The sequence below is a fragment of the Ancylobacter mangrovi genome, from assembly GCF_024752355.1.
Taxonomy (GTDB): domain Bacteria; phylum Pseudomonadota; class Alphaproteobacteria; order Rhizobiales; family Xanthobacteraceae; genus Ancylobacter; species Ancylobacter mangrovi.
Genome location: NZ_JANTHZ010000008.1, coordinates 73,412 through 95,928, shown reverse-complemented (window position 1 = coordinate 95,928; position 22,517 = coordinate 73,412). Strand labels below are relative to the sequence as shown.

Below are 22,517 nucleotides of genomic sequence, written 5' to 3'. Positions count from 1 at the left end.
GCTCTCGCCCGCGCGCTGACTTCTCACGGCACCGCGGCGACCATACCGGTGCCGGTTCTCCCGATCCCGAAGCTCTCCCGTACCGGCCTGCGTCCTAGCGCAGCACCGCGAAGCGCAGCAGCAGCGTGCGCTGGAGCATCGAGAAATTGTCGTCCGACAGCAGGGTGATGATCAGCCGGCCCTCTTCGTCGCGCGAGAGGCCGATCGCTTCCATGTTGTCGATCGAGGCCGCCCGGTTCGCGGTGATCAGCGTCTCGCCCACGATCTGCGCCCCGGGCTTCACCTCGCTCAGCGGGAAGCGGCGGATGCGCATCGCCACACCGCGCATCAGGTCGAAGCGGCGCTCCAGCAGATAGACCATGCCGTCATCGGAGATCGCCGCGTCGGTCGCCGAGAACTCGTCGTCGCGGGCGATCGAGAACGTGCCGGCCAGTGTCGCCCGATCGAGCGAGCGGAACAGGAAGCCGGGCAGCGTCGCCGGATCGGTCGGGCTCTGCTCGGCGATCGCGACCAGAGCGGCGGGCGTGCCGTCCGGCGGGGCGATGAGCGCCTCGATCCCCTCATTGGAGCCCAGCGCGGCGAGCGGGGCGCCGGTGACGAGCGGCCTTCCCGCCGTCGTCAGCGGCGCGTCGTCGGGAAACAGCCAGATCTCCTGCTTGCGCTCGATGCCGACGGCGTAGCCCGACGGGGTACGGGTGAGCGATTCGACGTCGCGCCGCCCGGACTTCGCCAGCGGCTGGCGGTTCTTGCCCAGCATCGGCGCCATGAAGGCGTCGCTGATTCCGGTCGGGCGGCCGTCCTGCGTGCCGATGCGGGCCTTCAGCCAGTAGCCGTGGTCGGTGACGGCGAGGAAGCCGGCGCCGTCCGGGTCGATCGACATGCCCGATATCCCGCCGAAGTCCGGCGCGGGGGAGGTGAGCACCAGCCCGCCCAGGAAGCGGAGCGCGCCGAACTCGATCGCGCCGCTGGCGTCGAAGCGCCGGATCGGCGTGGAGGTGATCTCGACCGGCACGGATTGCGCGGCGCAGGCGAGGGTGCCGGCGGCGAGCCAGGCGGCTGACAGGATGGCGCGGAGGGCGCGGGGGCGGACAGCGAACCTCATGACGAGCTATCCGCTGCGCTTCACGCGCGCCGGCAGCATGCGCTCGACGAGCGCGTCGCGCCGTATGAACTGGTGCCAGAGCGCGGCGGCGACGTGCAGCGCGACGATGCCGGCGATCACGAAGGCCAGCGCCACATGCACCGGACCGGGCCAGCCGAGCGTGCGGCCGAGCCCGGAAATGGTGATGATGCCGAGCACCGGCTGCACCACGATGGCGAGATAGAGCAGGCCGTGCGTGGCGTGGGCGGCGATCTCCAGCGGGCGCGACATGCCCGGCGGCAGGACGGGCGCGCGGTGCGTCATCCGCCAGCCGATGCGCAGCACCGCCAGCGCCAGTATGGCGTAGCCGGAGAACAGATGGATGCGGAACAGGTAGAAGCGCGGGGCCGAGCCGCGCTCGGCGAAACCCCATGTCCAGCCGGTGGCGAACTGCACGAGGATCAGCGCGGCGATCACCCAGTGAAGGGCGATGGCCACACGGTCATACTTGGTCGGCATCGCAGGCTCCGTCTTGCGCGATTCGTTCCGGCGGATCGGCGGACATATTGCGGTGCAAATGTTTTCCGTGCCATGTCACGAACAAGACAAGAGGGTCGGGAGCAGTCTTTGGCACGTGCCGCATCAACGGGACGCCGGACCGGGAGCGGGGCTTCCGCTGCCGGCGCGGCGGTGCCGGGCCCCGGCGGGCGCTCGGTCTATCCCAAGACGCCGCGCCGGCTGAAGCAGATCGAGGCCAAGCGCTCGGCGATCCTCGACGCGGCGCTGGGGCTGTTCTCCTGCAACGGGCTGCATGGCACGACGGTCGAGCAGATCGCCGAGCAGGCGGCGGTCTCCAAGACCAACCTGTTCTACTATTTCGCCTCCAAGGAGGAGGTGTATGTCGACGTGCTGCGCCGCCTGCTGGACCAGTGGCTGGCGCCGCTGCGGGCACTGGAGCGCGACAGCGACCCGGTGAAGGGGATCGCCGACTACATCCGGCGCAAGGTGGAATTCTCGCGCAGCCACCCGGAGGCGTCGCGGCTGTTCTGCCTCGAGATCGTCCAGGGCGCCCCCCTGCTGCGCCGCGAACTCGAGACCTCGCTCAAGGAACTGGTCGACGCCAAGGCCGCGATGATCCGTGAATGGGTGGCGCAGGGCCGGCTGGCGCCGGTGGACCCGCACCACCTGATCTTCTCCATCTGGGCGACGACGCAGCACTACGCCGATTTCGCGGTGCAGATCGACGCATTGCTCGATACGGGGCTGGACGACGACCGATTTGCCGAAGAGGCTGTGCGCAACATCCAGCGCATCATCCTCGACGGCGTGCGCATACGTCCGCCTGCCTGAGGCCGAGGGGGCGCCCGCCGGCCCCGCGCCGTTCACCGGAAGGAAGTCGCCATGCACCGGCGTGCACTGCTCCGCTCCGCCCTCGGCGCCACGCTCGCCGCGACCCTGATCGCCGCGCCCTCGACCGACCCGAGCCAGTTCGGCGGGCGCCCGCTCGACGTCGAGGCGTTGCTGTTCGACCCCGAGACGCCGGTCGGCGGCAACCCGAAGGGCGACGTCACCATCGTCGCCTTCTTCGACTATAATTGCGGCTATTGCCGCCGCTCCATGCCCGCGCTGGAGCGGCTGGTGCGCGAGGATGGCGGCATCCGCCTCGTCTACAAGGATTGGCCGGTGCTGGCGCAGAGTTCGGTCACCGCCGCGCAATTCGCGCTCGCCGCCAAGTATCAGGGGAAATATCAGGCCGCCCACAAGGCGCTGATGTCGATCACCGGCCCGGTCTCGGTGGAGCGGCTGGAAGCGGCGCTGAAGGCGACCGACATCGACCGCAAGCGCCTCGGCGGCGATCTCAAGACCCATATCGGCGACATCGGCGCCCTGCTCCGGCGCAACAACGAGCAGGCCGAGGCGCTTCAGCTTCCCGGCACGCCGGTGTTCCTCGTCGGCCCGTACAAGGTGGCGGCGGCGCTGGACTATGACGGGTTCCGCGAGGTGGTCGAGGACGCCCGCAACCGCGCCGCGGGCAAGTAAGCCGCGGCGAGCCCGCCGAATGCCGGAGCGGCGTGCGCGCCGAGCGGTCGCCTCTCCTGGCCGCCGGTCGCGGCGTCTCGTCAGGATCAGCTAATTTAATTCAATAGATTAGTTAAAGTAATAACTTGTCGTTCGCCGGCGGATCGCCTATCCGAGGGGACGGATGCGATGACGTGGCAGCGTCGATCATGAGTAAATTTTATTCCCATGATCGATATTTTCAATGTCGTCCATGACAATTCGGGCGTGGCCCGCCGTCCGACCGCCATCTCCGGCGCGGACGCTGCGGCAAATCGGGGATCTTCGCAGATGAGCCTTCCCACTGGCACGCAGGCCCGGGCGGGCTTCCGCTATGACGGCTACGGCACGCTGGGCCGGCTGGGGCTGATCTATATCGCCTCCAGCATCGTGATGGACGCCGAGTGGGCGGCGATGGCCGCACCGGGGCTCTCCGTCCACACCACGCGCCTGCGCCTGCCCAAGGTGACGCTGGAAGGCATCGACGCGATGATGAACGCGCCGGAGCTGGAGCAGTCCGCGCGCCTCGTCGGCTCGGCGCCGATCGACGTCATGTGCTTCGGCGGCACCAGCGCCTCCTTCGTCTACGGCACCGCCTACGACACGGGGTTGATCGGGCGCATGGAACGCTGGGCGCCCGGCGTGAAGGCGACCACCGCCTCCACCGCCTCGCTCGCGGCGCTGCGCGAGGTGAAGGCCGGCCCGGTGGCGCTGGCGACGCCCTATGTCGATTCCATCCACGAGCGCGCCATCAACTTCCTCGAATCGAACGGCCATCCGGTGCTGAACAGCGGCAATCTTGGCATCGACGAGGACTGGGCGCTGGCCGAGGTGCCGCTCGAGCAGGTGTTCGACCATGTGGTCGCCTGCGACCACCCGGACGCGACGGCGATCTTCATCTCCTGCACCAATTTCCGCTCCTCGGGCGCGATCGAGGCACTGGAGACGGCGCTGGGCAAGCCGGTGATCTCGGCCGTTCAGGCCTCGTTCTGGCATTGCCTCGAGGTGGCCGGCATCGACGGCGCGCGCCCCGGCTATGGCCGGCTGTTCGCCCGGCGGCTGGCGCCGGGCATCGCCTGAGGGCGGGAGCCTCAGGCCCCGACAGGCCGAAGCGCCGGGCAACAAGATGGTCGAGCGAGGCCACGCCCGGACCGCGGGCGATGATGATCAGCAGGCACGCTGCCCAGGTGCCGTGTGTCGGCCCGCGTCGGGATAGACAGATATCGCGATCACCAGCGGCATGCCGAGTAGCGCCAGCGCCGAGCGTCGGGTGGCGAGGCCGATCACCGGCAGCACCGGGAACAGGTGCTCGGCCGTCGCGGCCAGATGGGCGGCGAGGGTCGGGGCGATCAGCGGCAGCCGGTACTCGTGCTCGTACAGCTGGACCGCGGCGTCCTTCAGGTGCCAGCCGTCGACCTCGGTCTGGCCGGACTGCCAGATCACGCTGGCGATGGAGAGCCGGGCGATGGGGCTGATCGCGTCGTCCTGGACGTGCCCGGAAGGCCGGAGACGCCGGCAGCGTTTTAGGCCTGCACCCCGATGGCAGCCGCGCCAGGTCGGGCAGGTCGGTAAACTCGAGCACCGGTTCGGAGCCGGCTATGAAATCGGCGAAGTCGGCGGCGTCCGCATATCCAGCTTCTGGTCTCCTCCGCCCGGGCGAGCAGTGCCTCTGCGGCGGCTTCGGCGCGCAGCGCCGGTCAGTCGGGGACGTCGTTGTCCCATTCGATCAGCGTCGCCACCGGCCCGGTGCGTGCCAGCACCTCTTCGTAGAACGCCCATACCTGGTCCCTGACCGGGGTGTCGTGAGTAGCGGTGCGCCGGCGGTAGGCGCGGGTCGCGGCCGTGACGAGTGGCGGCGACGAACACGTTGTTCACGTCGAGCAGCAGCCCGCAGCCGGACGCCGCCGCTCGTGGCCTGTCACCCGCGGGAAGGCCAGCTCTTTCGTCGGACCTCCAGGGCTACGCAGCCGGCGCAGGAAACGTTACAGAAGGGGCGGGTACTTTCTCGCCGATCTCTTTCCGGCCGCGGTGGGGCGCCGGAAGACGTCCTGCGCGCGAGGGGCTGGCGGATTCGATGGGCGGCCGGTAACGAAAGCGCTCGCAGCGCCGTAGAGGAAGATGTCGGGTGAGCAGTTCAGCCCGCGAGCAGGAATGGGCCGAGTGGATGCGTCTCGCCATCGATGGCGACAGCGCGGCCTATCATCGTTTCCTATCCGCTGTGACGCCTCATCTGCGCAGCCTGGCGCGGCGCCGCTGTGCGGCATTCGGCGCGCCGGCCAGCGAAGCGGAGGATATCGTGCAGGAAGTGCTGCTGGCGGTTCACCTGAAGCGCGGGACATGGGACCCGGCGCGGCCGATCGGCCCGTGGCTCGCCACCATCGTGCGCAACAAGCTGATCGACGCGCTGCGCCGGCGTGGACGCGAGACCAGCGTGCCGGTCGAGGACATCGCCGAGCTTCCCGCGCTCGACGACCGCACCGACGGCTCGGACCGGATCGACGTCGAGCACATGCTGGACAAGCTGAAGGAGCCGCAGCGCGACATCGTCCGCTCCATCTCGCTGGAGGGCGCGGGGGTGCGGGAGACCGCCCAGCGGCTCAGCATGAGCGAGGGGGCGGTGCGCGTCGCCCTGCACCGCGCGCTGAAGTCGCTGGCGGCGATCTATCGGAGGTCGGACGGTGAAGACGACTGATCTCATCAGCCTGATGGCGGCCGACGCGCCGGTGCGCATGCGGCTCGGGCGCGCCCTCGCGCTCGCGCTCGTCGCCGGCGTGGTGGTGTCGGCCGTCGTGCTGCTGGTGTCGGTCGGCCTGCGGCACAATCTCGTCAGCGTATTCGAGACCGCGCGGGTGCTGTTCAAGGTCTGCTTCACGCTTGCGCTGGCGGTGTCCGCCGCGGCGCTGGTGTTCCGCGTCGGGCGGCCCGGCGCTCCGCTGGGACGGCGCCTGCTGCTGCTGGCGGGGCTGGTGGCGGTATTGCTGGCGGCGATCGGAACGGAACTGATGGTGGTGCCGCCCGCGCACTGGATGGCGAGCCTCGAAGGCGCGAACGCCGCCTTCTGCGTGTTCTTCATCCCCGTGCTGTCTCTGGCGCCGCTGGGTGCCCTGCTTTACGCGCTGCGCGAGGGGGCGCCGGACAGCCCGGGCCTTGCCGGGGCCGCCGCCGGCCTCGCGGCGAGCGCCATCGGCGCCGCGCTCTATGCCTGGCACTGCCCGGACGACAGCCCGCTCTTCGTGGCGACCTGGTACATGCTGGGCATCGCCATCGTGACCACGGCCGGCTTCTTCGCCGGCCGGCGCCTGCTGCGCTGGTGAGCCGGTCAGGGAGGCTGACGCAGACCTATTCGACGTTCCCAAAACCCTCGATGCCGGATTTCGTCACCGGCCGAACGGCCGCCTCGTGGTGATCGCGCCGGCGTCGATGCCGACCTGACCGTCGCGCCGGCCTTGCGAGACGCGAAGGCGAAGAACGGGCAGGCGAGGCCAAGCCCGGCCTCGTGTGGGAGGCGGATCGCCTGCTCCCCGGTCGCGAAGCTGAGCACCGCGGCGACCGGGCCGAAGATCTCCAGCCCGTCTCCTCATGCCTCCCGCGTGCCCCGGCGGCCGTTGCCTCGAGGCCGGACTGTACGTCAGGAGGCCGGCCCGTCGCCCGATCAGGAAGCCGCCATCTCCGCGCGGCGCCAGTGCTGGCTCTCCCGCACCAGCTCGACCAGCGCGCGCAGCCCGGCGGGGACCAGCCGGTGGCCGGGATAGTAGAGCGCCAGCCCGTCATAGGGCGGCGTCCAGTCCTCCAGCACGCGCACCAGCCGGCCGCTCGCCAGATGCTCGCGCACGAACCATTCCGAGGCATAGGCGATGCCGAAGCCGGCGAGCGCCGCCTCGATGCCGAGCGTGTGGCTGGACAGGGTGAGCCGGCCCTCGACGTCCAGCTCCATTTCCTCGCCGTGGCGGCCGAACTCCCAGCGGTAGAGCTTGCCGCTCGGCAATCGCAGCCTGATGCATTCGTGGCCGGAGAGATCGGTCGGGACGTGCGGCGTGCCGTGGGCGGCGAGATAGGCCGGCGTCGCCACGGCGGCCATGCTCTGCACCGGGCCGACCGGCACGGCGATCATGTCCTGAGGCACCGAGTCGATCAGCCGGATGCCGGCGTCGAAGCCGTCCGCCACGATGTCGACGAGGCGCTCCTCGCTGAGGAGGTCGAGCCGCATCTGCGGGTAGCGCCCGAGGAAGGCCAGCATGACCGGCGTGAAGATCTGCTGCGCCGCGCCTTCCGAGACGTTGATGCGCAGCGTGCCCGAGGGGCTCTCATGGGAGGAGCGCGCATCCTCGAACGCCTGCCCGATCTCGCCCAGCGCCGGGCCGAGGCGGGTGAGGAAGCGCATCCCCGCTTCTGAGAGCGCGACGCTGCGCGTGGTGCGGTGGAACAGGCGCACGCCCATCCGCGCCTCGAGCGCGCTCACCGCATGGCTCAGCGCCGAGGGCGAGGTGTCGAGCTCGATGGCGGCGGCGCGAAAGCTGCGATGCGCCGCCACGGCGGCGACGGCCTTCAGCTCGAACAGGCCGGTCTTGCGCATTGTTCGCGATCCTGCATCAAAGAGTGCCGGAATATGCCGCTTATTTCCACAACGGCAAAACCCATCTGTCCCTCGCTTACACACCTCACGAGGCGAGACAGATGACGAAGACCGTTCTGATCACCGGCTGCTCCACCGGCTTCGGCCGCGCGGCAGCCCTCCATTTCGCGCAGCAGGGCTGGAACGTGGTGGCCACCATGCGCCGTCCCGAGGCGGGCGCCGACCTCGCTGCCGATAACGTGCTGGTCACCCGGCTGGACGTGCAGGACCGCGACAGCATCGCGGCGGCGCTCGATGCCGGCATTGCGCGCTTCGGGCGCATCGACGTGGTCGTCAACAATGCGGGCTACGGCCTGTTCGGCCTGTTCGAGGCCACGCCGCGCGCGAAGGTGATCGAGCAGTTCGAGGTGAACCTGTTCGGCGTGATGGATGTCACGCGGGCGGTGCTGCCGCATATGCGCGCCAATGGCGGGGGCGTGATCGTGAACGTCTCCTCCGGCGCGGGGGTGTTCACCCTGCCGATGATCTCGCTCTACTGCGCCAGCAAGTTCGCGCTGGAGGGCTTCTCGGAATCGCTCTCTTTCGAACTCGCCTCGCAGAACATCAGGGTGAAGCTCGTCGAGCCGGGCGGGGTGCTGAGCACCGATTTCGGCCGGCGCAGCACGCAGGAGGCGGCGGGCGCCGCCTCGATTCCCGACTATGACCGCTTCGTCGAGCGCACTGCCGCGCTGTTCGCGGGCCTGCGCGGCGAGCGGCTCGCGAGCGAGGCCGACGTGGTCGAGGTGATCTACCGGGCCGCGAGCGACGACAGCGACCGGCTGCGCTATGTCGCCACCGAGGATATCCGTCCGCTGGTCGCCGCCCGGCGCGAGGGCTCGGAGGAGGCCTATATGGCGCTGCTGCGCCAGCGCTTCTCCGGCGCGGCCTAGGCGGCGAGGTGGCGGCGGAGGCTGGCACGCGGCATGCTTGCCGCTGGGGCAGCATGCCGTGCGGGAGTTCTCATGTCCGTCTTCATGGTCACCTTCGACCTCAGGAATCCAGCCAATGTCGACGCCATGGTCGACGCCATCAAGCTCACATCGTGGACGCAGCTCGGGCCCACCACCTATGCGGTGAGCACCGCCGAGACCGACGAGGAGCTGTTCTTCCGCCTGCGCGCCTTCACGCAGGACCGGGACGGCCTCTATGTGGCGCTGCTGCGCAAGCCCTATCGCGGCATGGGCTTTCGCGAGGTGAACCACTGGCTGGAGGAGAATCTGCGCTGGTAGGCGGCCGGCCCGCGCCCGCGCAGAAACCTGTCCGCACATGAAAAAAGCCCCGGCTCGCGCCGGGGCTTCGTCCGTCGGGATGTGCTGTCCGCTCAGTTGTTGCGGTTGCCGAACAGCTGCAGCAGCATCAGGAACAGGTTGATGAAGTCGAGATAGAGCGTCAGCGCGCCCATGATCGCCTTGCGGCCGGCGACCACGTCGTCGTCGCCCGCGAAGTACATCTCCTTGATGCGCTGCGTGTCGTAGGCGGTGAGGCCCGAGAAGATCAGCACGCCCGCCACCGAGATGACGAACTGCAGCATCGAGGAGGCGAGAAAGATGTTCACCACCATCGCGATGATGATGCCGAACAGGCCCATCATCAGGAACGAGCCCATCGCCGACAGGCTGCGCGTCGTGGTGTAGCCGTAGAGGCTCAGCGCACCGAAGGCGGCGGCGGTGATGAAGAACACCCGCACCACGCTTTCATGCGTGTAGACCAGCAGGATCGACGACAGCGAGATGCCGACTAGCGCCGCATAGAGCCAGAACACGATCTGCGCCGCGCCGACGCTCATCCGGTCGACCCGGAAGCTGAGGAAGAACACCGCCGCCAGAGGGGCGAGCATCACCACCCAGCGCAGCGGGCTGAGGAACAGCGCGGCGCCGAACTGCGTGAGGTAGACGTTCGGGGCGAGCGCGACCGTGGTCGGCACGTCCGAGACGGCGAGCATGTAGATGCCGAGCGCCGCGGCGCCGGTGATGGCGAGGCCGAGCGTCATGTAGTTGTAGACGCGCAGCATGTATGCGCGCAGGCCCTGGTCGATCTCGGCCTGCGTCCGCGTCGCCGTCGCTCCGAAGCGCGGCACGGAGACGTTGCGGTTGAAGTCGGACATGGACGATCCTCTCCCAATAACCTCTGTGCGGGCAGCCTCCGACACGATGCCGGATGGCCTCCGTTGGAAACCCGACAGGAATATGAGGTTCCCATCGCCCCGCCGCAAGTGAAGTTTGCGACAGGATTGACCTAGCGTTAGGCGCCGGAGGCGCCGCTACCCCGCTACAGATTGCGCAGGATGCGGGCCGGTTTCTGCCCGAGCGCGCGCCACGTACCGATGAGCCCGAAGCCGACGGTGAGCACCAGCGCGACCCCCGCCGCGCCCAGCGCCGCCCCGCTCGACCACGAGAAGGCGAGGTTCATCACCTGCGTCACCACCACATAGGCCGCGACCGTGCCGGCGCCGACCGCCACCACGGCGGTGACGAGACCGAGCGCGGCATATTCCAGCGCATAGGCGCCCACCAGCCGCGCCCTTGTGGCGCCGAGCGTCTTGAGGATCACCGCGTCATAGACCCGGTGGTGCTGGCCGGCGGCGAGCGCGCCCGCGAGCACCAGCACGCTGGCGACGAGGGTGACGAGGCTGGCGCCGCGGATCGCCATCAGGAGGTTACCGACGATCTCGCCGATCTGGGTCAGCGCCTCCTTCACCCGCACCGCGGTGACGGCGGGAAAGTCGGTGGCGACGGCGCGGGCGACGGCGCGCTCGGTGGCGTCCGAGCCCCCGTCCGGCAGGCTCAGCGTGGCGAGCAGCGTGTGCGGCGCCCCGGCGAAGGTGCTGGGCGAGAACACCATCACGAAATTGATCGAGAGCCGCTCCCATTCCACCTCGCGCAGATTGGCGATCTTGGCGGTGATGGTGCGCCCGAGCACGTTGACGGTGACGGTGTCGCCGATCTTGAGCCCGAAGGCGTCGGCGATCTCCTTCTCGAACGAGACCAGGGGCGGGCCGGTATAGTCGGGCGCCCACCACTGCCCCTCGGCGACGGTGGAGCCCTCCGGCACCTTGCGGGCATAGGTGACGCCGCGGTCGGAGGAGAGCACCCAGGCGAATTCCGGCGGCGGGGTGATGTCCTCCACCGGCCGTCCGCCGAGCGAGATCAGCCGGCCGCGCAGCATGGGCACGATCTCGACGTCGCCGGAAGGCGCCTTGTCCTGCACGTAGCGGGTGAACTCGCTCTCCTGCGTGCTCGGAATGTCGAGGAAGAAGAAGCTCGGCGCCTGCGCCGGCAGGCTGGCGGTGAGTTCGCGCGTCAGGCTGCGGTCGATCAACGCCAGAGTCACCAGCAGCGTCAGCCCGAGGCCGAGCGAGAGCACGATGGTCGGCGTCAGCGCCGCCGGCCGGTGGATGTTGGCGAGCGCCAGCCGCGCGCTGGTGTTGCGCGGCCGGGGCAGGCGGCGCGCCAGCGCCATGATGGCGAGCCCGACCAGGCGCAACGTCACCAGCACGCTGGCCGCCGCGACGAGGTAGTAGATCGCGATCCGCCGGTCCTCGGAGGCGAGCACCGCCAGCACCGCCAGCGCGCCGACGGCCAGCGCCGTCATCACCACATAGGCGCGGCGCGGGCGGCGGGGCCCGGCCTCCACGTCGTCGCGGAACAGCGCCGAGACCGGCACGTCGTGCGAGAGGCCGAGCGGCCACAGCGCGAAGGCGAGCGCGATCAGCGCGCCGTAGAGGGTCGCAAGCACCAGCGCCATGGGCTGTACGCCCGGCTCGATCGGCACCGGGAGCAGATAGCCGAAGGCGGCGTTCAACGCGAAGGGCAGCGCCGCGCCGACCGCGAGGCCGAGCGCGATACCGACCGCCGCGATCAGGCCGACCTCGACCAGATAGACCGAGAACACGGTTCCGCCCGGCGCGCCGAGGCTCTTCAGCGTGGCGATGACCGAGCGCTTGGTGTCGAGATGACTCTTCACCGCATTGGCGACGCCGACGCCCCCGACCAGCAGCGCGGTGAGCCCGACCAGGGTGAGATATTCGGTGAAGCGCTTCACGTTGGTTTCGAGGCGCGGCGTCGCGGCCTCGCGGGTGCGGACCTCGAAGCCGGACTGCGGCGCGCCCTTCTGCACGCTGTCGAGGAAATCGGTCAGCGTCGCGGGGCGGTCGAGCTTCACCCGGTAGTGCCAGTGCACCAGGCTGCCCGGCTGCAGCAGGGCCGAGGCGTGGAGCGCGTCGAGCGAGATCATCAGCCGTGGGCCGAAGCCGATGCCGGTCGCCAGCACGTCCGGCTCGCGGGTGATCAGCCCCTTCAGCACCAGCGTCGCCGAGCCGAGCTGGAAACGGTCGCCGGTCTTCAGGTTCAGCCGCTCCGCCAGCAGCGGGTCCGCCACCGCGCCGAAGGCGTCGCCTTCGCGGGCGAGCGCGCCCTGCAGCGGCTGGGGCGGCTCGAGCTCGACCGCGCCGACCATCGGGTAGTGGCCGTCCACCGCCTTGGCCTCGACCAGGCTCGAGGTGAGGGCGTCGCCCGTGCCGGCGCGGGCCATGGCGCGCAGCGTCGCCACGCTGGAGACGGTGCCGCCGGCGCGCAGCAGACCCATCTCGTCCGCGCTCGCCTCGCGCTGCACCAGCGTGAAGGCGGCGTCGCCCCCGAGCAGCGAGGTGCCCTCGCGCGCCAGCCCGTCGGTGAGCGAGCGCGAGAAGGAGCCGACGCCGGCGATGGCCGCGACGCCCAGCGCGAGGCAGGCGAGGAACACGCCGAAGCCGCGCAGGCCGCCGCGCAGCTCGCGCAGGGCGAAGCGCAGCGCCAGCGAGGAACGTGCCGTCGGGCCGAGGGCCGGCGGCCGGCCGGTGCCCGCCGTGGAGCGCAGGCTGGTGAGGCTCATGCCGGCGCCCCCGCCGGCGTGCCCGCCGCCCCGGCGTCGGGCACGATCTCGCCCGAACGCAGGCGGACCGTGCGGTCGCATCGGTTGGCGAGCGCCGGGTCGTGGGTGACGATCACCAGCGTCGCCCCGCGCCGCGCCTGCGCCGCGAACAGCAGGTCCATGATCTGCCGGCCGGTCGCCTCGTCGAGATTGCCGGTCGGCTCGTCGGCGACGAGGATGCGCGGCTCCGGCGCCAGTGCGCGCGCTACCGCGACCCGCTGCTGCTCGCCGCCGGAAAGCTGGGCGGGATAGTGGTCGAGCCGGTGCCCGAGGCCGACCGCGGTCAGCTCCGCAGCCGCGCGCTCGAAGGCGTCGGCGCGGCCGGCAAGCTCCAGCGGCACGGCGACGTTCTCGATCGCCGTCATGGTTGGGATGAGGTGGAAGGCCTGGAACACGATGCCGACATGGCGGCCGCGGAAGCGCGCCAGCGCGTCCTCGTCGAGCCGCGTCAGCTCCTCGCCGGCGACGGTGACGCTGCCGCTGTCGGCCTGCTCCAGCCCCGCGAGCACCATCAGCAGGCTCGACTTGCCCGATCCCGACGGTCCGATGAGGCCAACCGCCTCACCCTGACCTATATTGAGCGACACACCCTTGAGAATGTGGACCCGGGCCGCACCGGAGCCGAGCGACAGCTCGACCTGATCGAGGCGGATGGCGGGATCGGAACTGTCGGGATTGGACTGGGAGCTGGACGGCATGGTGGCCTTTGCGTTCGTCGGTGCGTTACTCGGCCTGCGGCGACCTTGCGTCAGCACGGCGGGCGAAAGGTCACCATATGGTGCACCGCATCGCGGACGAAAGGCCCGGCAGGCTGTGGCGGCCGCCTTTGCGGCCCTCGCTCTCGCCGGATTGATCGCGCCGGCCGCCGCCCGCGCCGAGCCGATCCATCTGGTCGCGTTCGGCGACAGCCTCACCGCCGGCTACGGCCTGCAGGGGAACCAGGCCTTTCCGGTGGTGCTCGAGGCGGCGCTGAAGGCCAAGGGCTACGACGTGACGATCGAGAATGCCGGCGTCTCCGGCGACACGTCGAGCGCGGGCCTCGCGCGCATCGACTGGTCGGTGCCGGACGGCACGGACGGCGTCATCCTCGAGCTCGGCGCCAACGACGCGCTGCGCGGCATCGATCCGGCCATCACCGAGAAGGCGCTCGACGACATGCTGGCGCGGCTGAAGCAGCGGCACATTCCGGTCCTGCTGGCCGGGATGCTGGCGCCGCCCAATCTCGGGCCGGACTACGCCGCGCGCTTCAATCCAATCTATCCGAAGCTGGCGGAAAAGTACGGCGTGCCGCTCTACCCGTTCTTCCTCCACGGCGTGGCGGGCGGCACCAAGCTGAACCAGGCCGACGGCATGCACCCCACGCCCGAGGGGGTGAAGCTGATCGTGCAGCGCATGCTGCCCGTGGTCGAGGCCTTCGTGAAGGACATCGCCACGCGCAAATCCGGCTGAGCGCAGGCTGGCCGGCCGGCGGCTTGCGGTGACGGGGTAGGCCGGGCTAGGTTCGCGCCCCGACCACGACCTGTTTTCCGGACATTCGACATGCAGTATCGCCCGCTGGGCCGCACCGGCCTCGAGGTCAGTGCCATCTGTCTCGGCACCATGACCTTCGGCCAGCAGAACACCGAAGCCGAGGGCCATGCCCAGCTCGACTACGCCCTCGACCGCGGCATCAACTTCCTCGACACGGCCGAGCTCTATTCCATTCCGCCCAAGGCCGAGACCCAGGGCTCGACCGAGCGCATCATCGGCACCTGGCTCAAGGCGCGCGGCAATCGCGACAAGGTGATCCTCGCCACCAAGGTGTGCGGGCTCTCCGAGATGAGCTGGTTCCGCGACGACGGCGCGCCCGCCCGCCCGGACCGCGCGCAGATCTGCGAGGCGGTCGACAAGAGCCTGACGCGGCTGCAGACCGACTATATCGACCTCTACCAGCTTCACTGGCCCGGCCGCCCGGTGCCGCAGTTCGGCGCCAACCCCACCCGCTGGACCACGCCGGCGGGCGAGGAGGTGCCGATCGCCGAGACGCTCGACGCCTTCGCCGAGCTGGTGAAGGAGGGCAAGGTGCGCCATGTCGGCCTCTCCAACGAGAGCGCCTGGGGCACGATGCGCTTCATCAGCGAGGCGGAGCGCACCGGCGCCCCGCGCGTCGCCTCGGTGCAGAACGCCTACAACCTGCTCAACCGCACCTACGAGACCGCGCTCGCCGAGGTGGGCCTGCGCGAGGATGTGGGCCTGCTCGCCTATTCGCCGCTGGGGCAGGGCTACCTGACCGGCAAGTACCAGAAGGGCGCCCGCCCGGCCGGCTCGCGCACCGCGCTGTTCAACCGCGGCCAGCGCTACGAGCATGCCGGCACCGAACAGGCGATCGACGACTATCTCGCCATCGCCTGCGAGCAGGGGCTCGACCCATCGCAGATGGCCATCGCCTTCTGCCTCGCCAAGGAGTTCGTCGCCTCGGTCATCATCGGCGCGACCACCATGGAGCAGCTCGAGACCGACATCGGTGCCATCGACGTCGCCTTCACGCCGGAGCTGTCGGCGAAGATCGACGCGGTGCACCAGCTTCGCGGCAATCCGGCGCCGTAGTGCGTCTCATGGGACGGGCGGGGCGACGGCTCCGCCCTATTCCTTCGGGTCGGCCCCGGCGGCCGGCTCGGCGCTGTGCCGGGTCATCAGCGGCACCTGCGCCATGGCGAAGACGAGGGTGAGCGGCAGGTAGCCGAAGGTCTTGAATGCGACCCAGGTATCGGTCGACACCGAGCGCCAGACGATCTCGTTCACCACCGCCATGACGATGAAGAACACGCCCCAGCGTATGGTCAATTCGCGCCAGCCGCGATCGGTGAGCACGAACACGTCGCCGAGTATGTAGGGCAGCAGCGGCTTCTTCAGCGCCAGCCCGCCCAGCAGCGCGAGGCCGAACAGCGCGTTGACGATGGTCGGCTTCATCTTGATGAAGTGGTCGTCCTGCAGCCACAGCGTCAGCGTGCCGAACACCAGCACCACCGCCGCCGAGACGAGCGGCATCACCGCGATCTTGCGCGCCAGCAGCCACATCATCGCCAGCGCGGCGAAGGTCGCGATCATGAAGGCGGCGGTGGCGACATAGATGCCCGCCCGCGCATTGGCGATGAAGAACACGACGAGCGGCCCCATCTCCAGCGCGAACTTCATCGCCGGGTGCATGGTGCGCAGCTTGGTTTGGCCGGGCGTGTCGCTCATTCGGTCAACCTTTTCCGGAAGGCTTTCGGGGGGCTCAGTCGTCGAGCCCGACGATGGCGCGGGCGAAGTCGCGGGCCTCGAACGGCTCGAGATCGTCGATGCCCTCGCCGACGCCGATGAGATGAACCGGGATGCCGTATTTGGCGGCGAGCGCCACCAGTATGCCGCCGCGCGCCGTGCCGTCCAGCTTGGTCATGACGAGGCCGGTGACGCCGGCGACGCGCGCGAACGCCTCCACCTGCGACAGCGCGTTCTGGCCGACCGTGGCGTCGAGCGTCAGCACCACCGCGTGCGGGGCGGAGGGCTCCTGCTTCTTCACCACGCGGACGATCTTCTCCAGCTCGGCCATCAGCTCGGCGCGGTTCTGCAGCCGGCCGGCGGTGTCGATGATGAGCACGTCCGCATTCTCGGCGCGCGCCTTCTGCAATGCGTCGAAGGCGACGCCGGCGGCATCCGCGCCCTGCTCGCGCGCGACCACCACGGCACCGGTGCGCCCGGCCCAGACCTTGAGCTGCTCGATCGCGGCGGCGCGGAAGGTGTCGCCGGCGGCGAGCACGACGCTCTTGCCCTGCGCGCGCAGGGTGGAGGCGAGCTTGCCGATGGTGGTGGTCTTGCCCGAGCCGTTGACGCCGACCATCAGCAGCACGAAGGGGCGCTCGGGCGCCTCGAACACGATCGGATGGGCGACCGGCTTCAGGATCTCCTCGATCTCGGTGGCGACCAGCGCGCGCACCTCGTCCGGCTCGATGGTCTTGTCGTAGCGGCCTCGGCCGACCGCCTCGGCGATGCGCTGGGCGGTCTCCACGCCGAGATCGGCGCGGATGAGGACGTCTTCCAGGTCCTCCAGCGTGCCGGCGTCGAGCTTGCGCTTGGTGAACAGGTCGGTGATGCCGGTCGACAGGTTCGACGCGGTGCGCGTCAGGCCCTGCGTCAGGCGCTTCCAGAATCCGGGGCGGGGGGAGGGTGTGTCGTTCATCGTGCCTCAGGCCGCGATCAGCCGCGCGCCGTCATGGCCGGCGATGCGAAGGGAAAGGAGCGTGCCCGGCGCCACCGGGCGCGGCAGGCGGACCGGCGTGAAGCCGGGCGTGCGGCCGACGCCGCCGCGTTCGGCGAGTACCTCGCGCGTGGTGCCGACCTCGGCCGCGAGATGGCGCAGCAGCGCGCTTGCCCCCTTCTCGCGCAGGCGCCGGGCGCGTTCGCGCACGGTACCGGCGGCCACCTGCGGCATGCGGGCGGCCGGCGTGCCGGGGCGCGGCGAGAATGGGAAGACGTGCAGATGCGTCAGCCCGCAGGCGTCGACGAGGTCGAGTGAACGGCGGAAATGCGCTTCGGTCTCGGTCGGAAAGCCGGCGATGATGTCGGCGCCGAACACCACGTCCGGCCGCAGCCGCCGGATGCGGGCGCAGAAGGCGATGGCTTCGGCGCGCGAATGGCGGCGCTTCATGCGCTTGAGGATGAGGTCGTCGCCCGCCTGCAGCGACAGGTGCAGATGCGGCATGAGCCGTTCCTCGCCGGCGATGGCGGCCATCAGCTCGTCATCGACCTCGACCGCGTCGAGCGAGGACAGCCGCAACCGCCGCATGCCGGGGCAGTGGGTGAGCAGCGCGCGCACCAGCGTGCCGAGCCGCGGGGCGCCGGGCAGGTCGGCACCGTAGGACGTGAGGTCGACGCCGGTGAGCACGATCTCGCCATAGCCGTCCTCGACCAGCCGGTTCACGCTCTCCACCACCGCGCCCATCGGCACCGAGCGCGAATTGCCGCGCCCGAAGGGGATGACGCAGAAGGTGCAGCGGTGGTCGCAGCCGGTCTGGACCTCGACGAAGGCGCGCGTGCGCCCCTCGATCGCCTCGCCCACCCCGTCGATGAGATGGGGCGCGCTCTCGCGCACGCTCATGATGTCACCGACCGCGATCCGCTCGTTCTGGCCCCCCTCGTCCGTGCTTCGGCCGAAATCGAGCGCCTGCCGGGTCTCGGCCCAGCGCATCGGATCGAGCTTCTCGGCGGTGCCGAGCACGCGGTCGACCTCTCCCATGCCCGCGAAGGCGGACGGGTCGATTTGCGCCGCGCAGCCGGTGACGACGATGCGGCGGGAAGGGTCCTCGCGCTTCAGCCGGCGGATCGACTGGCGCGCCTGCTTCACCGCCTCGGCCGTCACCGCGCAGGTGTTGACCACCACGGCGCGCTCCAGCCCGGCGCGGGTCGCAAGCGCCTGCGCGCTGGCGGAATCGAGCGCGTTGAGCCGGCAGCCGAATGTCACCACCTCGACCGTCATCGCGTCAGTTCACTTCGACGTGGGGCGTGTCGTCGGTGAGCATGGCGGCGGTCAGCCGGCCGTCGAACTCGTACTCGGCCGGGCCCGTCATGAGGATGTGGTCGTCCGCCTCGCGCCAGTCGATGAACAGATCGCCGCCGGGCAGCGTCACCCGCACGCGCCGGCCGGTCCGCCCGAGGCGGGCTGCGGAGACGGCGGCGGCGCAGGCGGCCGAGCCGCAGGCGCGGGTGAGGCCGGCGCCCCGCTCCCAGACCTTCAGCACGATGTGCTCGGGCGAGACGATCTTCGCCAGCGAGATGTTGGCGCGCTCGGGAAAGACGGGGTGGTGCTCAAGCTCCGGCCCGTACTGGGCGAGGTCGATCCCGTCGAGGTCGTCCACCCAGAAGATGGCGTGCGGATTGCCGACATTGACGACGGCGGGCGCGCGCAGCAACGGGGCCTCGGAAGGCCCGGCCTGCAGTTCCAGCTCGCGCGTGTCAGCGACCGGGCCGGCGAGCGGGATGTCGGCCCAGCCGAAATGCGGCACGCCCATATCGGCGGTCACGCCGTCCGGCTTGACCGTACAGTCGAGCAGTCCGGCGACGCTCTCGAATACGAGGTGATGGCGGCCCGTGCGGCCGGCCTCGTAGAGCGCGATGCAGCGCGTGCCGTTGCCGCAGGCGCCAGCTTCCGAACCGTCCGCATTGACGATGCGCACGAAGGCACTCGTGCCCTCGTGGAGCGGCGGGTAGAGCGCCATGATCTGGTCGAAGGGCAGCACGTCGGCGCGGGCGAGCGCGCGCGCCTCCGCCGCCGGCACCGCGAGCGGCGCGTCGCGCAGGTCGAGGACGACGATCTCGTTGCCGAGACCGTTCATCTTGACGAAGGGTCGATTTTCCAGCGCTGCCATGGCTCGCGATCGTGGCGGATGATCGTCGCCCTTATATGGCGACAGCCCCGCCGATGGCCAGCGCCGATGCGCAGGGCCCGCAGGCATCGCATACCGCCGGGCACCCGCATGTTGCCGAAAAAGCCTAGCTTCTCCCTTGTCGCCCGGGCGGCGGTATGAATGGGAGTAACCACCTAGAGGCGCACGGCAAATCAAGCTATACGAACCCTTAGCCCGGTACGGTCGCGCACCCGCCGGCGAGTCGCAAATCGCTCGAGATTGTCGCCCCGGTCGGAGAGTTCGAAACTCAATGACGACGGTCTTCTATGATGACGATCCCTGGCAGGAAGTTCAGGGAAAGAAGTGGTCGCGGAAGACCCCCCGTCATTACCTTTACTGCATCAGGCAGGCGGCGCAGGCCTGCGGAATGACCGCGGAGCCGTTCCGAGCAACCCTGAGTGGCGACGGCATCTATTTCACCTGGCGGCCCTCGCTGAAGAAGATCTTTTCCGCCCCGCGCTTCAAGCTGGTGTTCCTGACGTTCGGCGTGCCGACGCAGACCAATGGCTGGCGGCGGCACGTGGCGTGGCTGCGCTTCCTGTTCGTCTGCCTCCTCGCGTCGGAGGTGCACGCCATGGACGAGCGCACCTATCGCTACCTGCGCTCCCACCGGTTCATCCGGCGCAAGCTGCACCGCGCCATGCCGCTGGTGGACGTCGCCTTCTTCGAGACCGAGCGCGCGCCCTCCTCGTTCCTGCTGGTGGTGGGCGACGCGGACCGGGACGAGGCGGTGGTCGACAGGCTGGCGGAGAGTTTCGACATCGTCCGCGTCTCGACCTCCAAGAAGTCGGACGGCGCGCGCGAGGCGGCCAATCCGTGGGTCCGGTTCCTGGTCGGCATCGACTATGAGGAGCTCAAGGCGCTCTATGCCGGCGCGGCGGCGCTCATCATGCCGATCTCGACCAACCGCCATGCCGCCGGCACCACCACGGTGACCGAGGCGGTGAGCGCCGGCTGCCCGGTGATCTCGAACTCGATCTCGCAAGTGTAAATACCTCCCGCTGCACCGCACCAGGCCGTCCCGGCACGATAGCATGACGGGCGTGCACATCCGGCCCCGACATGCGCCGCGGACCCTTGCGGCGCCTCGTTTTTCGCTTAGCGACACAGCGATGCCGGGGGGGCGCCGATCCGGTTGTTACCTAAATGCCTTAGACGATGGCGCCGACGTTCGGTCCGGCACACCGCGGCGCCGGGCGGTCCGCGATTCGCACAGACGACGCCTAGATGCGCATCCAGAGCTTCACCGAGCCGATCTGGTTGAAATAGCCCGTGTCGCTCGCCTGCGCGTCGTAGAACAGGCCGACGGTGACGTCGGACGCCGCCTTCGAGGTGATGCCGACGCCGGCGCCGAACAGCCAGGGCGAGACCTCCGCACCGGGAACGACGAACGTGCCGCCCCCGCCGGCGAAGGCCGCGGTCGCCTCGCTCGTCGTGTCGAGGGTGTTGTAGCCGGCCGAGCCGTGCGCGGTGAGATCGAGCGCGTCGGAGAGTTCGATGCGCAGGGCGAGTTCCGCCGTTATGAACAGCTCGCTGTAGTCCTGCGACTGGACGGAGAGATCGAGAGGCCCGGCGCCGCTCTCCTGGTAGTCGTCCGAATCGACCTTGAGATAGTCGAGCCGAAGCGTCGGCATGAGGGTGACGCCATCGCCGACCGCGAAGGTCTTCCGCAAGCCGGCGCTCAGCGCCAGCACCCGGCTGTCATAGTCGGCCTCGGCCGAACTGCCCATGAAGGAGATGCTGCGCGAGGTCGAGGTGTCGACGAGGCCGCCCTTGGCCGAGAACAGGACATCGAGCCCCGGCATGATCGCATGCGACCCGTAGAGGCCCAGCACGTAGGATTTGAGGTTCGCCGAGCTCGCGGCGATGCTCGCATTGGCCGGATCGGTATTGGACGTGACGGAATTGCTGGAGAAGGCGAACAGGCCGCCGAGCCGCGTATCCTCGCCCAGCACCGTGTCGGCGCCCATCGCGAAGCCGCCGCCGCTGATGTCGTAGCCGGGATTGCCGCTCAGCCCGGCCTGGCTGCCGGCCCCGCCGAGGGGCTGCACCCAGATCGTGCGATCCGCGTACGCGTCCGTGCCGGCCAGCCGGTTGGAGACGACCTGCCCGAGCATACGCTGGACGTTCGCCGTCGCCTGCGTCGCCGCGCCGGTGAGCACGGGCAAGGTCTCGCTCAGGGCGGCGGAGAGCGAATAGCCCGACAGGTCGTTGAGCACGCTCGTCACCGGCGCCATGGCGCCGGTCAGGCCGGCCTCCGTGCCGGCGACGGCATAGAGCGTGCGCGCGGCATCGACGGCGGACCAGTTCGCGGTGGCGGTGGCCGCGTTCTGATAGGGGCTGACGACATGGATATAGGTCATGTCGCCGGTGAAGAGGGCGGTCTCGTCATAGGCGCCGAGCAGCATCTGCGCCGTCGACGCATCTCCCTCGATGCCGCCATACAGGCTCATCAGGCTGCTGTCGGTGAGGGTGTTGAACAGCACCCGGCCCTGCGGCGTGATCGAGCCCAGCAGCGTGAAGGTGGTACCGTCCGGGCGGACGCCCTGGCCCCAGAAATAGCCGCTCTTGTAGCCGGTGATGATGAAGGTGCCCGCCTCGCTGGTGCCGAAGGCGGCCGGGCTGACGATGCGCCACGGCGTGCCTTCGGTCCACGCCCATTGCGGCGACAGGTTGCTCGGCACCACCTGTGCGGCTGGCGGCGTGAAGGTCGCGGGATCGTAGGGCACCATGTAGGCCCAATGGCTCACCAGCAGGTCGGTGCCGGTGATCATCTGCATCTCCATGGTGGTCGTCCCGCCCTCCACCTGCATCCGGCCGATGCCGATGGTGGTGGTGCCGCCATCCGTGGGGGTGAACACCATGGTGATCTCGCCGTCCGGCGTGACGAGGCCCTGGATGGTCGTGTCGGTGAGGCTGTCGGTGGGCCCAATCGCCAGCGTCGCCGAGCTCGTGCCGGTGAAGACGCCGTTCGTCGAGGTGCCGAGCGACCACAGGGTCTGGTCGCCGACGGGGATGGGGTTGGCGAAGCTGGTGCTGGGCGAGGCGAAGGCCAGCATCTGCGGGACGGTCACGTACCAGTAGGTGTCGCTGATCACCGGATCCCACACCGACTGCGCATGCGCCTCGCGGCCCGCGAACGGCAGCGCGAGGATCACCAGACCGCACAGACCGCCGACGCGTCGGCCCCGCTTCGGAATGCCCGCTTTCATATGCCCCCCAGCATGTCTGCCGGCACCGGACCGGCCCGATCCGGCGCAACGGCGCCCCGGGCCATCAGAAATGGCCGCGGTTCCGGAGGTCAAGCGCGCAGCGAACTGCGTCGGCAGGCACCCGGCGTCACCCTTGGTAACGCATTCAGCGGTGTGGAGATACTTTCATTCGCCCGCGGCGGCCAGACGCCGAAGCGTCCGCGCGGGGGAGGCCGCCTCCCGCC

At 69.8% G+C, this 22,517-nt stretch carries 22 protein-coding genes and 1 pseudogene; 10 read left to right on the top strand and 13 right to left on the bottom strand.

Annotated features, from left to right (window positions below):
* Nucleotides 1-94: 94 nt before the first annotated feature.
* Together NVS89_RS17050 and NVS89_RS17045 are read right to left on the bottom strand one after the other, a co-directional pair.
* Nucleotides 95-1,102 (bottom strand): esterase-like activity of phytase family protein, encoded by a 1,008-nt coding sequence (locus tag NVS89_RS17050; protein ID WP_258733969.1) that lies wholly within the window; start codon nucleotides 1,100-1,102, stop codon nucleotides 95-97.
* Between the two features lie 6 nt (nucleotides 1,103-1,108).
* On the bottom strand, nucleotides 1,109-1,600 hold the full coding sequence (locus NVS89_RS17045; RefSeq protein ID WP_258733968.1) for a cytochrome b: 492 nt from the start codon (nucleotides 1,598-1,600) through the stop codon (nucleotides 1,109-1,111).
* Nucleotides 1,601-1,771: 171 nt separating this feature from the next.
* Here NVS89_RS17045 and rutR point away from each other — a divergent pair, with 171 nt between their 5' ends.
* The 3 genes from rutR (at nucleotide 1,772) to NVS89_RS17030 (ending at nucleotide 4,219) form a co-directional block, all read left to right on the top strand.
* Complete coding sequence (gene rutR, locus NVS89_RS17040) at nucleotides 1,772-2,431, top strand: HTH-type transcriptional regulator RutR (RefSeq protein WP_258733967.1); 660 nt, start codon at nucleotides 1,772-1,774, stop codon at nucleotides 2,429-2,431.
* A 51-nt stretch (nucleotides 2,432-2,482) separates the two neighbouring features.
* Nucleotides 2,483-3,121, top strand: coding sequence for a DsbA family protein (locus tag NVS89_RS17035; protein WP_258733966.1), 639 nt, complete (start codon nucleotides 2,483-2,485; stop codon nucleotides 3,119-3,121).
* A 309-nt stretch (nucleotides 3,122-3,430) separates the two neighbouring features.
* A complete protein-coding gene (locus NVS89_RS17030; RefSeq protein ID WP_258733965.1) occupies nucleotides 3,431-4,219 on the top strand; it encodes a maleate cis-trans isomerase family protein in 789 nt (262 codons plus the stop codon).
* Between the two features lie 87 nt (nucleotides 4,220-4,306).
* On the opposite strand, the gene NVS89_RS17025 is transcribed toward NVS89_RS17030, so the two are convergent.
* Together NVS89_RS17025 and NVS89_RS23035 are read right to left on the bottom strand one after the other, a co-directional pair.
* A complete protein-coding gene (locus tag NVS89_RS17025) occupies nucleotides 4,307-4,582 on the bottom strand; it encodes a DoxX family membrane protein (protein ID WP_309486566.1) in 276 nt (91 codons plus the stop codon).
* Nucleotides 4,583-4,773: 191 nt separating this feature from the next.
* Nucleotides 4,774-5,047, bottom strand: a pseudogene (locus NVS89_RS23035) (multinuclear nonheme iron-dependent oxidase); the annotation flags it as partial.
* 217 nt (nucleotides 5,048-5,264) lie between these two features.
* Here NVS89_RS23035 and NVS89_RS17015 point away from each other — a divergent pair.
* Nucleotides 5,265-5,831 (top strand): sigma-70 family RNA polymerase sigma factor, encoded by a 567-nt coding sequence (locus NVS89_RS17015; protein WP_258733964.1) that lies wholly within the window; start codon nucleotides 5,265-5,267, stop codon nucleotides 5,829-5,831.
* Entirely contained in the window at nucleotides 5,818-6,453 is a 636-nt protein-coding gene (locus tag NVS89_RS17010) for an NrsF family protein (protein ID WP_258733963.1), read from the top strand. The genes NVS89_RS17015 and NVS89_RS17010 overlap by 14 nt, the downstream gene beginning before the upstream one ends.
* 338 nt (nucleotides 6,454-6,791) lie before the next feature.
* Here NVS89_RS17010 and NVS89_RS17005 read toward each other — a convergent pair whose 3' ends face one another.
* Nucleotides 6,792-7,712: a LysR family transcriptional regulator gene (locus tag NVS89_RS17005; protein WP_258733962.1), complete on the bottom strand. Its 921-nt coding sequence runs from the start codon at nucleotides 7,710-7,712 to the stop codon at nucleotides 6,792-6,794.
* 101 nt (nucleotides 7,713-7,813) lie between these two features.
* Between NVS89_RS17005 and NVS89_RS17000 the strand changes: the two genes are divergently transcribed.
* Both NVS89_RS17000 and NVS89_RS16995 read left to right on the top strand, forming a co-directional pair.
* Nucleotides 7,814-8,641, top strand: a complete 828-nt coding sequence (locus NVS89_RS17000) for an SDR family oxidoreductase (RefSeq protein WP_258733961.1) — start codon at nucleotides 7,814-7,816, stop codon at nucleotides 8,639-8,641.
* Between the two features lie 72 nt (nucleotides 8,642-8,713).
* Nucleotides 8,714-8,980 carry a hypothetical protein gene (locus NVS89_RS16995; RefSeq protein WP_258733960.1) on the top strand — a complete coding sequence of 89 codons (267 nt, stop codon included), beginning with the start codon at nucleotides 8,714-8,716 and terminating at the stop codon, nucleotides 8,978-8,980.
* A gap of 92 nt (nucleotides 8,981-9,072) precedes the next feature.
* Here the strand turns inward: NVS89_RS16995 and NVS89_RS16990 are convergent, their stop codons facing one another.
* From NVS89_RS16990 to NVS89_RS16980, 3 genes are all read right to left on the bottom strand, one after another.
* On the bottom strand, nucleotides 9,073-9,855 hold the full coding sequence (locus NVS89_RS16990; RefSeq protein WP_258733959.1) for a Bax inhibitor-1/YccA family protein: 783 nt from the start codon (nucleotides 9,853-9,855) through the stop codon (nucleotides 9,073-9,075).
* Nucleotides 9,856-10,019: 164 nt separating this feature from the next.
* A complete protein-coding gene (locus tag NVS89_RS16985) occupies nucleotides 10,020-12,620 on the bottom strand; it encodes an ABC transporter permease (protein WP_258733958.1) in 2,601 nt (866 codons plus the stop codon).
* Nucleotides 12,617-13,357: an ABC transporter ATP-binding protein gene (locus NVS89_RS16980; RefSeq protein ID WP_258733957.1), complete on the bottom strand. Its 741-nt coding sequence runs from the start codon at nucleotides 13,355-13,357 to the stop codon at nucleotides 12,617-12,619. Before NVS89_RS16980 ends, NVS89_RS16985 begins: the two co-directional genes overlap by 4 nt.
* Nucleotides 13,358-13,472: 115 nt before the next feature.
* Between NVS89_RS16980 and NVS89_RS16975 the strand changes: the two genes are divergently transcribed.
* Together NVS89_RS16975 and NVS89_RS16970 are read left to right on the top strand one after the other, a co-directional pair.
* Nucleotides 13,473-14,108 (top strand): arylesterase, encoded by a 636-nt coding sequence (locus tag NVS89_RS16975; protein ID WP_258733956.1) that lies wholly within the window; start codon nucleotides 13,473-13,475, stop codon nucleotides 14,106-14,108.
* Nucleotides 14,109-14,198: 90 nt separating this feature from the next.
* Entirely contained in the window at nucleotides 14,199-15,245 is a 1,047-nt protein-coding gene (locus NVS89_RS16970; RefSeq protein ID WP_258733955.1) for an aldo/keto reductase, read from the top strand.
* Nucleotides 15,246-15,281: 36 nt separating this feature from the next.
* On the opposite strand, the gene NVS89_RS16965 is transcribed toward NVS89_RS16970, so the two are convergent.
* From NVS89_RS16965 to dapF, 4 genes are read right to left on the bottom strand one after another with little or no spacing between them, the layout of a single operon-like run.
* Entirely contained in the window at nucleotides 15,282-15,881 is a 600-nt protein-coding gene (locus NVS89_RS16965; protein ID WP_258733954.1) for a septation protein A, read from the bottom strand.
* Between the two features lie 34 nt (nucleotides 15,882-15,915).
* The gene (ftsY, locus tag NVS89_RS16960) at nucleotides 15,916-16,857 is read right to left on the bottom strand and encodes a signal recognition particle-docking protein FtsY (RefSeq protein ID WP_258733953.1); all 942 of its coding nucleotides are present in this window, start codon (nucleotides 16,855-16,857) and stop codon (nucleotides 15,916-15,918) included.
* Between the two features lie 6 nt (nucleotides 16,858-16,863).
* On the bottom strand, nucleotides 16,864-18,153 hold the full coding sequence (gene mtaB / locus NVS89_RS16955; RefSeq protein WP_258733952.1) for a tRNA (N(6)-L-threonylcarbamoyladenosine(37)-C(2))-methylthiotransferase MtaB: 1,290 nt from the start codon (nucleotides 18,151-18,153) through the stop codon (nucleotides 16,864-16,866).
* Between the two features lie 4 nt (nucleotides 18,154-18,157).
* Nucleotides 18,158-19,042 carry a diaminopimelate epimerase gene (gene dapF, locus NVS89_RS16950; RefSeq protein WP_258733951.1) on the bottom strand — a complete coding sequence of 295 codons (885 nt, stop codon included), beginning with the start codon at nucleotides 19,040-19,042 and terminating at the stop codon, nucleotides 18,158-18,160.
* 406 nt (nucleotides 19,043-19,448) lie between these two features.
* On the opposite strand from dapF, the gene NVS89_RS16945 reads away from it, so the two are divergent.
* Nucleotides 19,449-20,072, top strand: coding sequence for a hypothetical protein (locus NVS89_RS16945; protein WP_258733950.1), 624 nt, complete (start codon nucleotides 19,449-19,451; stop codon nucleotides 20,070-20,072).
* Nucleotides 20,073-20,304: 232 nt separating this feature from the next.
* Here the strand turns inward: NVS89_RS16945 and NVS89_RS16940 are convergent, their stop codons facing one another.
* Entirely contained in the window at nucleotides 20,305-22,293 is a 1,989-nt protein-coding gene (locus NVS89_RS16940; RefSeq protein WP_258733949.1) for an autotransporter family protein, read from the bottom strand.
* Nucleotides 22,294-22,517 lie beyond the last annotated feature (224 nt).

What these genes read in the sequence shown, in the direction of transcription:
- NVS89_RS17050 (WP_258733969.1), bottom strand. Translation starts at nt 1,102, where the DNA reads ATGAGGTTCGCTGTCCGCCCCCGCGCCCTCCGCGCCATCCTGTCAGCC.
- NVS89_RS17045 (WP_258733968.1), bottom strand. Translation starts at nt 1,600, where the DNA reads ATGCCGACCAAGTATGACCGTGTGGCCATCGCCCTTCACTGGGTGATC.
- NVS89_RS17035 (WP_258733966.1), top strand. Translation starts at nt 2,483, where the DNA reads ATGCACCGGCGTGCACTGCTCCGCTCCGCCCTCGGCGCCACGCTCGCC.
- NVS89_RS17030 (WP_258733965.1), top strand. Translation starts at nt 3,431, where the DNA reads ATGAGCCTTCCCACTGGCACGCAGGCCCGGGCGGGCTTCCGCTATGAC.
- NVS89_RS17005 (WP_258733962.1), bottom strand. Translation starts at nt 7,712, where the DNA reads ATGCGCAAGACCGGCCTGTTCGAGCTGAAGGCCGTCGCCGCCGTGGCG.
- NVS89_RS17000 (WP_258733961.1), top strand. Translation starts at nt 7,814, where the DNA reads ATGACGAAGACCGTTCTGATCACCGGCTGCTCCACCGGCTTCGGCCGC.
- NVS89_RS16995 (WP_258733960.1), top strand. Translation starts at nt 8,714, where the DNA reads ATGTCCGTCTTCATGGTCACCTTCGACCTCAGGAATCCAGCCAATGTC.
- NVS89_RS16990 (WP_258733959.1), bottom strand. Translation starts at nt 9,855, where the DNA reads ATGTCCGACTTCAACCGCAACGTCTCCGTGCCGCGCTTCGGAGCGACG.
- NVS89_RS16985 (WP_258733958.1), bottom strand. Translation starts at nt 12,620, where the DNA reads ATGAGCCTCACCAGCCTGCGCTCCACGGCGGGCACCGGCCGGCCGCCG.
- NVS89_RS16980 (WP_258733957.1), bottom strand. Translation starts at nt 13,357, where the DNA reads ATGCCGTCCAGCTCCCAGTCCAATCCCGACAGTTCCGATCCCGCCATC.
- NVS89_RS16970 (WP_258733955.1), top strand. Translation starts at nt 14,199, where the DNA reads ATGCAGTATCGCCCGCTGGGCCGCACCGGCCTCGAGGTCAGTGCCATC.
- NVS89_RS16965 (WP_258733954.1), bottom strand. Translation starts at nt 15,881, where the DNA reads ATGAGCGACACGCCCGGCCAAACCAAGCTGCGCACCATGCACCCGGCG.
- ftsY (WP_258733953.1), bottom strand. Translation starts at nt 16,857, where the DNA reads ATGAACGACACACCCTCCCCCCGCCCCGGATTCTGGAAGCGCCTGACG.
- mtaB (WP_258733952.1), bottom strand. Translation starts at nt 18,153, where the DNA reads ATGACGGTCGAGGTGGTGACATTCGGCTGCCGGCTCAACGCGCTCGAT.
- dapF (WP_258733951.1), bottom strand. Translation starts at nt 19,042, where the DNA reads ATGGCAGCGCTGGAAAATCGACCCTTCGTCAAGATGAACGGTCTCGGC.
- NVS89_RS16945 (WP_258733950.1), top strand. Translation starts at nt 19,449, where the DNA reads ATGACCGCGGAGCCGTTCCGAGCAACCCTGAGTGGCGACGGCATCTAT.
- NVS89_RS16940 (WP_258733949.1), bottom strand. Translation starts at nt 22,293, where the DNA reads ATGAAAGCGGGCATTCCGAAGCGGGGCCGACGCGTCGGCGGTCTGTGC.